The organism is Actinotignum urinale DSM 15805 (assembly GCF_000420445.1).
Classification (GTDB): Bacteria; Actinomycetota; Actinomycetes; order Actinomycetales; family Actinomycetaceae; genus Actinotignum; species Actinotignum urinale.
Genome location: NZ_ATUY01000013.1, coordinates 26383 through 37714 on the forward strand (window position 1 = coordinate 26383; position 11332 = coordinate 37714).

At 50.5% G+C, this 11332-nt stretch carries 7 protein-coding genes; all 7 read left to right on the forward strand.

The window, feature by feature from the left end:
* The first annotated feature begins 297 nt into the window (after positions 1 to 297).
* The 7 genes from G445_RS10455 (at position 298) to G445_RS0108120 (ending at position 11261) form a co-directional block, all read left to right on the forward strand.
* Entirely contained in the window at positions 298 to 2292 is a 1995-nt protein-coding gene (locus G445_RS10455; RefSeq protein ID WP_022867028.1) for a BCCT family transporter, read from the forward strand.
* 195 nt (positions 2293 to 2487) lie between these two features.
* Positions 2488 to 2784, forward strand: a complete 297-nt coding sequence (gene gatC, locus G445_RS0108095; protein ID WP_022867029.1) for an Asp-tRNA(Asn)/Glu-tRNA(Gln) amidotransferase subunit GatC — start codon at positions 2488 to 2490, stop codon at positions 2782 to 2784.
* Positions 2784 to 4283 (forward strand): Asp-tRNA(Asn)/Glu-tRNA(Gln) amidotransferase subunit GatA, encoded by a 1500-nt coding sequence (gene gatA, locus G445_RS0108100; RefSeq protein WP_022867030.1) that lies wholly within the window; start codon positions 2784 to 2786, stop codon positions 4281 to 4283. Before gatC ends, gatA begins: the two co-directional genes overlap by 1 nt.
* Before the next feature lie 3 nt (positions 4284 to 4286).
* Positions 4287 to 5783 carry an Asp-tRNA(Asn)/Glu-tRNA(Gln) amidotransferase subunit GatB gene (gene gatB / locus G445_RS0108105; protein WP_022867031.1) on the forward strand — a complete coding sequence of 499 codons (1497 nt, stop codon included), beginning with the start codon at positions 4287 to 4289 and terminating at the stop codon, positions 5781 to 5783.
* A gap of 261 nt (positions 5784 to 6044) precedes the next feature.
* On the forward strand, positions 6045 to 7214 hold the full coding sequence (locus tag G445_RS10460) for an NAD(P)-dependent malic enzyme (protein WP_022867032.1): 1170 nt from the start codon (positions 6045 to 6047) through the stop codon (positions 7212 to 7214).
* 881 nt (positions 7215 to 8095) lie between these two features.
* Positions 8096 to 10336, forward strand: coding sequence for a hypothetical protein (locus G445_RS0108115; RefSeq protein WP_102165765.1), 2241 nt, complete (start codon positions 8096 to 8098; stop codon positions 10334 to 10336).
* Between the two features lie 88 nt (positions 10337 to 10424).
* The gene (locus G445_RS0108120; RefSeq protein WP_051127045.1) at positions 10425 to 11261 is read left to right on the forward strand and encodes an ABC transporter ATP-binding protein; all 837 of its coding nucleotides are present in this window, start codon (positions 10425 to 10427) and stop codon (positions 11259 to 11261) included.
* Positions 11262 to 11332: the final 71 nt, after the last annotated feature.

Sequence of the window (11332 nt, forward strand, 5' to 3'; positions counted from 1 at the left end):
GATGTCATATTGAGGCGCAAATGCGAGTATTCTTAGCCAAGGAAAAGCCGGAACAGTAAACCCGGAAGGGGGTTTGAGCTCAGCGCTTACTATCCGGATCGGATTACAGTTGGAAGGGTGTTTATACCCAGCGGTTACTATCCGAACGGACTTTGCAATCGCGTCTCTCTTGTGATGCGGGCGATACGGTCGCGGTTACAATCCAGAATTGACGCTACAATCACGTCCTTTCTATAATAGATATTCTTAAGTTTTGTGTTGCTACAGTGGTGGCGCCCAAGGGATAAGAGGAAAAATATGGCCGAGGTGGAACAGGAATCTTACTATCCACAAAACCTCCACCCCGGTTTAGCGCCGGGAATCGATGTGGAACGCAAAGAAAAGACGTACCGCGTCGATATTCTCATGGTGAGTGTGCTTGGTGTCCTCGTCACCGCCTTCGTTATTTGGGGAGTTCTCGACCCGAAAGGCGTGCTGAATACGTCAACTGTTGCTATTGATTGGATTATTAGTAACCTTGGCTGGCTTTTCACCGTGGTTATTGCAGGGGCGACAATTTTCCTATTTTGGCTAGCTTTTTCGCGCTACGGACGCATTCCTTTAGGTGTTGATGGCGCCCAACCGCAGTTCACAATGAAAGCATGGGTCGCTCTTCTTTTCTCTGTAGGGCTGTCCAGCGACGTTATTTTCTTCGCAACCTACGAGCCACTCTATTATTATCTTTCCCCTCGCCCCGGAACGGTTGACCCGGCAACGACAGAAGCTGTGAAAAAAGCATTATCCCAATCCGCTCTCCACTGGGGAATTAACGCGTGGGCACTCTATGCTATTGTGGGCGTTTCCGTCGCATATGTTTCCTTCCGAAAGGGACGGCTTCCCCTTATTTCCAGCGTTATAGTGCCACTTTTTAAGAAAAAATATCAATCTCCGGCCGCGCGCATTATTGATGGTCTTGCCATTGTTGCAACACTTTTCGGAACCGCCGCCTCCCTCGGAATTGCCGCCATGCAAATTGCGCATGGAACCGAACTTATTACGGGCATTGGACGTGCCGGCAACGGCGTTTTGGTGGGAATTATTACCGTATTGACGATTATCACCATCGCCTCCGCAGCCTCCGGAATCGCGCGCGGAGTTCGATACCTCTCAACAATCAACCTGTTTATGTCCGTCACCCTCGCCTTCTTCATTTTCGTTGTCGGACCAACAGCGTTCCTCACCAACATGATTCCTTCCGTCATTATCGACTATATCGGCGGTATGCCGGACGCCCTGTCCGCAACGGTTGCGGAAAGCCCGCAAATGAAAGCCTTCCTTTCAGCCTGGACAACGTTCTATTGGGCGTGGTGGGTGAGTTGGGCTCCCTTCGTTGGAATTTTCGTCGCAAAAATTTCGCGTGGTCGCACAATTCGCCAGTTTGTGTTGGGCGTTATGCTGATTCCCGCGTTTATTGTCATTATTTTCTTCACGATTGTTGGCGGAACAGGTATTTTCATGCAACGCACCGCATGTGGTGGGGGAACGTGTTCGAAGGCCGCTCTCGCTGCAGATAATACCGTCGGAACCCTTCCCGCTCCGGAAGAAATCTTCTATCGCATGATGGATAATTTGCCCGGTGGCGCAATAGTTTCCGTTCTCGTCGTTATTCTTTTCGCGTTGTTCTATATTACGTCCGCGAATTCTGCAGCTATTGTGAATGCCCAGATGAGCGAAAGTGGCAATCCTCGCCCGCGTAATTGGATGACTGCATTCTGGGGCGTGTGCATGGGCGGTATTGCGACGGTGATGCTCCTGGCCGGTGGGCATTATGCCCTGCAAGCCTTGCGAAATCTCGTGGTTATCACGGCGTTACCTTTCGCTGTTGTCATTATCCTCATTTGCGTTTCTTTGTATCTTGAAATACGACGGGACCCGTATTCTATCCGCCAGGTTTATCGGACGGTTGCGATGGATAACGCCATTAAAGAGGGCTTGGAAAACTATGGCGATAATTTCGCTATGGACATTAAGGAAGTGCCACAGGGGTCGCCACTAGCTGCTGGTGCCTATTTTGACTCCACGGCGGAAAAATTCACGTCCTGGTATCAAGACGTCGATATGGGCGGAACCGATATACCGGCGGAACGAGGTGCGGCTTCGGTAGCCGTCGTCGACAATAAATCGCTAGCCGTCATCGACAATAACAAAGGTGCGAACAGCGTAACCGGAATGTCTGCGAATGCGACCACGGAAACGGAATCCGTCCCGGTGGCGCAAGACGCAACCGGTAAAGATGAGGGGTCTGCAAAGTAGCCGTTAATAATGCGGTGGCAGAATCGGTTTCGATAGCGGTGAATATTTCCGGTTCAGGTGCGGTGAAACTGTGACAGGCGTGGATAGTTTGTCTCATGCGGGCGAGCCCACACAGTTTGCGCGCAAAAAACTCTTCACATTCCGATGTAGGTACGCACTGGGCCGAAAACGATTCTTCCGAGTAGACTATGTGGTATGTCGTCATTTTCTAAGGAAGAAGTTGCGCGCTTAGCCGGTTTGGCTCGTATTGCGCTCACGGAAGAAGAAGCAGAGAAAATGGCTACCGATTTGACAGCAATTGAAGAAACGGTTGCTGTTGTTTCGCGTGTGGCCACTCCGGATATTCCATTTACCTATAATCCGCTCCCCATATCGAATGTTTTACGTGAAGATCGCGTTGGTGAAACGTTGAATCGCGAAGAGGTTCTTGCTGCTGCCCCGGCGGCTGAAGATGGCAAGTTCCTTGTTCCGCAAATTATGGGAGAAGAATAATGAACAAACTGCTCATGAAATCTGCGGCCGAGATGGCCGATATGTTGCGAAACGGCGAGATTACGTCGGTTGAATTAACCCAGGCGTGCCTGGATCGTATTGCGGAGATCGACGGAAAAGTTCACGCATTTTTACATGTGGATGCTCAAGGTGCTCTCGCCACCGCGGCCGAAGTGGATAAGGCTCGCGCGGCAGGGGAGGAACTGCATCCTCTCGCGGGTGTCCCGATCGCTGTGAAAGACAATATTGTGACGCGAGGGGTTCCTACCACGGCAGGATCGAAGATTCTGGAAGGTTGGAAACCACCGTATGATGCAACCGTGGTCGAAAAAATTAAGGCCGCGAAACTCCCCATCGTCGGGAAAACAAATCTTGATGAATTCGCTATGGGTTCCTCAACGGAACACAGCGCATATGGTCCGTCGAAAAACCCATGGGATACGGAACGTATTCCCGGCGGTTCCGGTGGCGGAAGCGCGGCCGCTGTAGGTAGCTTCATGGTTCCTTTGGCTCTTGGTACCGATACGGGTGGCTCGATTCGCCAGCCCGCAGCTGTGACGGGAACCGTTGGGGCAAAACCAACCTATGGCGCGGTTTCCCGGTACGGTGCGATTGCGATGGCATCATCTTTGGATCAAATCGGCCCGGTAACACGCACTGTTGAAGACGCGATTTTGCTCCAAGATCTGCTGTCCGGGAATGATGTTCACGATTCGACATCTCTTGCCGAAAAAGTTGAGGTTCTTTCCGCGTTGGAGGTTGCAGAAAGTAGCAAGCCACTGGCGGGGATGAAGGTCGGTTTGGTGAAAGAACTCGGCGGTGAAGGCTACGAAACCGGCGTCGTCGAAAACTTCAATAAAGCTGTGGACAAGCTACGTGACCTTGGCGCAGAAATTGTGGAAATTTCTTGCCCAACATTTGAATACGCGCTGTGGGCCTACTATTTGATTATGCCCGCCGAAGTTTCCTCGAATTTAGCTCGTTTCGACGGCATGCGTTACGGCATTCGAGTTGAACCGAAGGAAGGCCCTGTGACGGCGGAAACGGTGATGGCGGCAACTCGCGCGGCCGGTTTCGGGCCGGAAGTAAAACGACGCATTATTTTGGGTACGCATGTGCTGTCTGCAGGTAATTTCGATGCTTTCTACGGGGCTGCGCTTCGCGTACGAACCCTCGTTCAACGCGATCTTGACGCGGCGTTTTCGAAGGTTGACGTTTTTGTTTCGCCTTCAACTCCCGGCGTTGCCTTCAAATTCGGCGAAAAAATGAATGATCCGCTCGCCATGTATTTGAACGACGTCACCACAATTCCCGCGAACCTTGCTGGAACCCCGGCGTTATCTTTGCCTTCTGGATTGTCGGAAGGCCTGCCAACCGGTATCCAAATTGTTGCTCCCGCTCAAGAAGATGCCCGCATGTACCGTGTGGGGCTTGCCTTAGAAAAAGCTTTGGGGTTGGAGCTTCCACAAGATTGCCCCGCGAAAGAATGGGAGAAGTAAGCAATGGACGAATTAATGGATTTCGACGAGGCAGTTTCCCGCTTTGATCCCGTGATTGGGCTTGAAGTACACGTGGAGCTGTCTACAGTGACAAAAATTTTCGACGAAGCTCCCGTGGAGTTTGGTAGCGAACCCAATACGGATGTTCAATCTGTATCCTTGGGGCTTCCGGGATCTTTGCCCGTGTTGAATAAGGCAGCCGTGGAATACGCGGTGAAACTCGGTGTTGCACTGGACGCGAAAATCAACGAACTTTCACGTTTTGAACGCAAAAACTATTTCTACCCGGATTTGCCGAAGGCCTACCAGATTACCCAGAATGTTTCCCCTATTATTTTGGGCGGACATTTAGATGTTGAACTGGAAGATGGCACACAGTATCGTTTCCCCATCGAACACGCGCATTTGGAAGAAGATGCCGGGAAAAACACCCATGTTGGCGGGGAAACCGGGCGTTTGCAGGGCGCAAAATATTCACTCGTGGACTACAACCGAAGCGGTGTGCCGCTCATTGAAATCGTGAGCGACCCGGCAACAGGTGTAGGGAAGAACGCCCCGGAAATTGCGGGCGCGTATGTTCGCGGTATTCGCGACGTTGTGCGTGCGCTGGGAATTTCTGAAGGGCGCATGGAGCGCGGAAATATTCGTGCGGACGTGAATGTGTCTCTTCGTGAAAACCCGGATGCTCCGTTCGGAACACGTACGGAAACAAAGAACGTGAATTCCTTCCGCGGTATTGAAAACTCGATTCGCTACGAAATTTCACGCCAGGCAGCTATTTTGGCGAAGGGCGGGAAAATTCAGCAGGAAACACGCCACTATAACGAAGAAATTCAGGGAACTATCGCTGGCCGCGTGAAATCCGATGCCGACGATTACCGTTACTTCCCGGAACCCGATCTTGTTCCCGTGATTTGCTCTGCGGAATACGTGGCTGAGGTGAAGGCGAATTTGCCGGAGCTTCCGGCCGCCCGCAAGGCGCGCATTGTTAAGGAATGGAATCTCAGCCCCGAGGAACTTCGCGACGTTGTGAGCGCGGGTGCCATGGATGTTATTGAAGATTCTATTAAGGCCGGGGCAACTCCTTCCGGTGCTCGCAAGTGGTGGATGGGCGATATTGCCCGATTCGCTAAGGAAAACGGGCTGGAACTTGAAGATGCTCCGGTGAGCGCAGCCGATGTTGCTGAACTCGATGGGCTTGTTCAAGAAGGCAAGCTGAATGACAAGTTGGCGCGTTCTGCTTTGGCGGGCGTTCTTGCCGGTGAAGGAAGCCCAAGCGAGGTTGCGAAAGCCAAAGGCCTTGAAATCGTTCAAGATACAGGGGCTCTGGAAAAGGCTGTTGACGATGCTCTGGCCGCCAACCCGGATGTTCTCGACAAGATTCGAAGTGGCAAAGTCCAGGCTGCGGGCGCCATTATTGGTGCCGTCATGAAGGCAACCCAGGGCAAGGCAGACGCCGGCCAGGTGCGAGCCATGATTATGCAGCGCGCCGGGGTTTAGCTGTTCCTGGTAAATTCCAGCTTTATGGTGCTCAAGATTATGTGGCGCGCGTGATCTGTTTTCGTAGTGTGCTTTGGTTTATGCCATTCATGACTATGTGGCAGCGCGCCAGAGTTTAACTCGGTAGGCTGTTAAGCCATAAAGGTTATGTGGCAGAGTTACAAAGCTATGTGGCAAAGCCGCAATCGAACGTGTTGCCACTTTGCGTTATTGTAAAGTGGCAACACGTTTTTCATTCACATGACACAACAGTGAGGAATAATGAGGACTCCAGAAGAATTCACGGAAGAAGTTTTTGCTGCACACGAAGGCGGGAAACTTTCCCTCACGCCCACCGCGCGCATTGATAACGCCGACGATTTAGCTCACGTCTACACTCCCGGTGTTGCGCAGGTCTGCACGGCAATCGCCGAAAAACCGGAGCTTGCCCGCCACTACACCGTGAAATCCAATACTGTTGCGGTTGTAACGGACGGAACGGCAGTGTTAGGGCTCGGAAATATTGGCGCGCTTGCATCCCTTCCCGTAATGGAAGGAAAAGCGGCTCTGTTTCAGCGGTTCGCTGGCGTTGATGCCTGGCCGGTTCCTCTCAGCACCACTGATGTTGACGACATCGTAAAAATTGTTGAGGCTATTGCCCCGGCATATGCGGGAATTAACCTTGAAGATATTAGTGCCCCGCGCTGTTTCGAGATTGAGGCGCGACTCCGTGAGAAACTCGATATCCCCGTTTTTCACGACGATCAACACGGCACAGCCGTTGTCTGCCTGGCCGCGTTGATTAATGCATTGCGTGTTGTGGGGAAGAGCCCGGAAAATGTCCGAGTTGTTGTGAACGGTGTGGGAGCGGCCGGGGTCAGCATAATTCGCCTGCTCAGCCTTTACGGTGTGCGCGATATTATCGGTGTTGATCGCCAGGGCGCGCTCGGCGTTTTCACTGAAGAAACTGTTGCGAATCAAGGTCAGGAATGGGTGCGTAAGCATACGAATCCGCACGGCATATCCGGCGATATTCATGAGGTTATTCGTGACGCGGACGTGTTTATTGGCGTTTCCGGCCCTCATGTTATCGACGCAACAGACGTGGCATCCATGGCTTCCAACCCCATCATTTTCGCTATGGCAAACCCCGTTCCCGAGATTGACCCCTCGGTTGCGCGCGGAATTGCGCGAATTGTTGCCACAGGCCGCTCCGATTATCCGAATCAAATCAATAACGTTCTTGTTTTTCCCGGTTTATTCCGTGGTTTACTTGACGCACACGCAACGACCATTGACGATGGAATGCTCCTAGCCGTCGCTAACGCTTTAGCTGGTCTCATCGATAACCCCACGGAAGATAACGTAATTGTGAGCGCTTTTGACGAACGCGTAGGGCGCAGCGTAGCCAAAGCCGTCGTTGATTATGTGGACAAAATGAAGGATAAGTAGCGGCTAGCGTCGTCGAAAAAAATACGTAATGTAGAAAAGAACAAGGAAAGTAAAAGATAAACAGTGACACGCAAAAGGGCGACCCTGTACAACGCAGAGTCGCCCTTATTTGTGTTTTATTTTCGCGGTATCAACACGAAAACTATTGACGTGCAGAATTAATATTCTCAGGTAATTATCGTGAAAATTTCCAACCGTTCTAGTAGAAGGATCGGTGTGGAATTGTGTAAGTGTCTTCGTATACGTTGCCGGTTATACGTTACCTGCGCGTAATGGGAGCCATGTCGCCGTTGGAGAACTCCCTTTTCTTTGTTCAACAAGTAGGAAGGGAATCCGGGTTTTCATTCTTGCGTGCCACAACTTGTATGGCCACTACTTATCTATGCATGTAGCCCATCTTTAATTATTGGCAGGATAGGGGATTTTTACACGCATAATAAGAAATCTTTACTCGAATGAAATTACTTGATACCATTAACCTAACTTAAACGTTGGGTTTAACTACTTAGCAATCACGAAGGAGTGATGATTATGAAAAAGATTATGGGTGCTGTTGTTAGTGTGGCGACGTTAATTTCGCTAGGTTCATACGCCGCTGTTGCTGGAAATCATAGATCTGAGATACCTGGTTCTGTGGCATATTCCAGGGGGAGTGTGGTTTATAGCCAAGATACGAGATGTGATAATCAGGGTACGAGAGCAAATTATTCTATTCCTGGTAATCGTCGTGGTGGTGTGAGTAATCATTCGGGTTGCAATTCTACGGCATCGCGAAATGCTGGAAGAACTATTACGGCAGTTCAGGCGTGTATTTCCCGGGGTTATAGACCAATGCTGTGTTCTGAATGGAATAATCGCTGGTAAAGCGAAGGAGGAATAGTATGTGGTGTGTCCGGGCTTTGCCTCGTCCGTCAAGGATGTTTGCTTTCCTTGTTGTGGTGAGTACGATGCTGTGCGTGTTGTCGCCTTTAGCCCTGGCGGTGATGGATAGTACATATAAAGCCCGGGACACCTTTATTTCTGAACTTGGTTTAACAAGGGAGGTTCCTTCACAAGAAGCGGATGTTAAATGTCGTATATATTTCGCTAGTTTGGGGAAACGAACTACGCATGTTCTTGCTATGGTGCCAGCTAAGGAAGATGCTCCGGCTCCTTTTGGGCATAGCCGTTGGCAGGAGCCGGGTTCCTTTAAAGTATCGGAAGATTTACAAGATTTTGTTCCAGAGTTAGAGGCAAGGTTTGGTACGTTTGCTGGGGTTTTAGATGCGAAGGGCACGCCTTCTGCAACATCCAGATTTGTGCTATATCGGCCAACTGAAGCAATGGGGGACGGGTGGACTGATAATAAAATCCAACCGGGTCAGGGCACTGTCGATCCGGGTTTTTTTGGCAATGATCGTGTTGAGAAGCGCCATGTGGTGTGGTTTTGGCTTGTGGTGCTTGTGGTGCCTGGGGTGGTGTTGTTCTACACGGTTGTGCGGACGTGGATGCATGGTCATAAGCAGTCTTTGGCGACGTTGGAGATTATAGGGTTTACTCCCTGGCGTATTCAGCGTTTAGTGTGGAGGAGGTTACGGGGGCCGATTTTAACAGCGCTGGGGTTGTCTGTTGTGTGTGTTGGTGTGTTGTTTGTTGCGGATGTTCCTTTGCCTGGTGCGCAGTTTACTATTCGTCGTATTGATACGTGGGTTGCATGGTCAACGTATGTTACGTATTTGATTGCGGGTGTGGTTCTTGGGTTGTTGGTTATGTTCCTTGGCACTGTTCCGCATAAGCTTGCTCGGGTTAATCGTCCGTATGAGGTGGCGTTTGGTCGGTTGGATCGTGTGTTAGCGTTGGTTGGTTTTGTTGCGGTGTGTGGGTTTTCTATCCAGGCTGTTTACCAGTTACGTATTGCTGTTCAGGGGGCTAATGTAAATTCCCCTCATTTTCTCTGGTTTTGGGCTGCGGTTGTGACGGCGTTGGTGTTTGCTCCGTATATGTGTCGGTATGTGGTTCATGTTGTGGGAAATTTGGCTGTGTGGTTGGCGCATAAGAAGCAGTCTGCATCCTGGGTTATTGTGGGGCGGCATTGTGTGTCTAGTCGGGGTAGTGCGAGAGTGGTTCGTAATGGTGTGATGTTAATTGTTTTGGCTGTTACCTCTGCCTCGTTCGCATTGGCGGGTGACGCGTACGTTATAAATATTGAAAATAATATAAAAATACTAGATGACAAAGTGGCTCTGGTTACTTTTCCCCATTATGAGGAGCGTTTTGATGGGCAGGGGCGGTGGAAGTCTTTGGATATTCCACCGTATGTGTCAATATCGGTTTATTCTCCTACCCCAGAACTGTCAAGTCGTCAGCGCCAAGACGTGCAGGGAGATGATCGGGGGCAAGGCTCGCAGGGTTCTGGTGATGAGGGACGGGTGTATAGGCCTCCGTTGCGTCTTGTATCGGGTTCTTCAGAGGCGTTGCGTGTGTGGGGTTTTGTTGCGGGTAAGACGTATAGGGTGAGTCATTTGCCTGAGTTTATACAGATTGCGTTGGGTCCTGATTTGTATGAGATTAAGGTTGTGGGGGAGTTGACGCGTGATGTTATTCTTCAGACTTATGGGTCGACAGAGGGGTATGTTGGCAGTATTTATTTTAATCGTGATAAGTCGCCTGTTGATCGTTTAGTGATGGTTCGTGCGGTATCTCAAAAGATTTCCCCTTTTGTGCAACCTAAGGTTGGTGGTGAGGAGTGGATTGTGGGTGCCTATGATGAGGCTTTCCAGTTTAGGTGGTTGTATATCGGGACGGGTGTTATTGCGGTTGTGTTGTTGGGGGCGACGTTGGTGTCGTCTCGTCGTGATCACAACGAGTTGCATCGGAAGGTTGTGAGGTTGGATTCTGCGTATGGGACGGGTGGTTTACCGCGCCTGGTAGCGGTGTTGAATGGTGGTGTGGTGGCTGGAGTTACTCTTGTTGTGGGTTCTGTGTTGGCTATGCCGATTTCTATGATTGCTTCTGGGGATCATAGTGTTGTTGGTGGTGTTGGTATGGTGATTGGTGGGATCTTGTTGGCTGTGGGTGTGATATTTCTTGTGGGTATTGTTGGGGTGTTATTCGCAACTAGTCGTGTCCAACAACGCCATTGACAAAGACTTTGTCAGCATGGCGGTTGTTGGATAAGGGGTCTGGTTGGCAGGGTTATTGTTGAGAGAAATGAAGAAAGGTGAGTGTGTGATGAAAGAATCAGTGTTTGGTGTTGAGGGTATGGGTGGTCAGCGTTTGGCTGGTGGTGATGATGGGGGTTTGTCTGTGTTGAGTGGTGGGCCTGTGGTGTGTGTGGAGGGGGTGTCTCATCGTTTTGGTAAGAAGCAGGTGTTGTCGAATGTGAATCTTGTTATTGGGGCTGGGGAGTATGTGACGATTTCTGGTGGTTCTGGTGAGGGTAAGACGACGTTGCTTTCGTGTGTGATGGGGTTGATTCGTCCGGAAGATGGCAGTGTTACGGTGTTGGGTAGGCGTGTGGATCGTTTTTCTCGGACGAGGTCTGCTGTGTTTCGGGGTCGTCATATGGGGATTATTTTCCAAAATGGTGAGTTGTTGGATGATTTGACTGCTGAGGAAAATGTGTTGTTACCGGTGTGGATGAATACGCGGGGTAAGAAAGACACGCTAGATGATTTGGATAATGCTGATGCTACCAAGGTAAGGGATGGTGGTGTGAGTGATGCTGGTGTGGGTTCTCGGGTTGTGTCGTTGTTAGGGGAGTTGGGTGTTCCTGTGGGCAGGCGGGTATCGACGTTGTCTGGTGGGGAGTATCAAAGGACGGCGTTGGCTCGTGCGTTGGTCAATGATCCGGAGATTATTATTGCTGATGAGCCGACGGCGTCTTTGGATCCTCGTCTTCGTGATGAGATGTGTGGGTTGTTGGTCTCGTATGCTCGCAAGCGTGGGGCTGCGTTGATTGTGGTGACGCATGATCCGTATCTTGTTCGGCAAGCTGATCGGCAGTTTTATTTGAAAAAAGGCGAACTTTCGCAGATAAGTCCTGAAGAGCTACAACACTACACATAAAACTGCGATGAGTGGCGAGACTATCGTCGTCGCAGAAAAACACACGCACTCCAGGTGGAGAATTGCATGAA

Coding starts and splice junctions, on each gene's coding strand:
- gatB (WP_022867031.1), top strand. CDS start 4,287: ATGGACGAATTAATGGATTTCGACGAGGCAGTTTCCCGCTTTGATCCC.
- gatC (WP_022867029.1), top strand. CDS start 2,488: ATGTCGTCATTTTCTAAGGAAGAAGTTGCGCGCTTAGCCGGTTTGGCT.
- G445_RS0108115 (WP_102165765.1), top strand. CDS start 8,096: ATGTGGTGTGTCCGGGCTTTGCCTCGTCCGTCAAGGATGTTTGCTTTC.
- G445_RS10455 (WP_022867028.1), top strand. CDS start 298: ATGGCCGAGGTGGAACAGGAATCTTACTATCCACAAAACCTCCACCCC.
- G445_RS10460 (WP_022867032.1), top strand. CDS start 6,045: ATGAGGACTCCAGAAGAATTCACGGAAGAAGTTTTTGCTGCACACGAA.
- gatA (WP_022867030.1), top strand. CDS start 2,784: ATGAACAAACTGCTCATGAAATCTGCGGCCGAGATGGCCGATATGTTG.
- G445_RS0108120 (WP_051127045.1), top strand. CDS start 10,425: ATGAAAGAATCAGTGTTTGGTGTTGAGGGTATGGGTGGTCAGCGTTTG.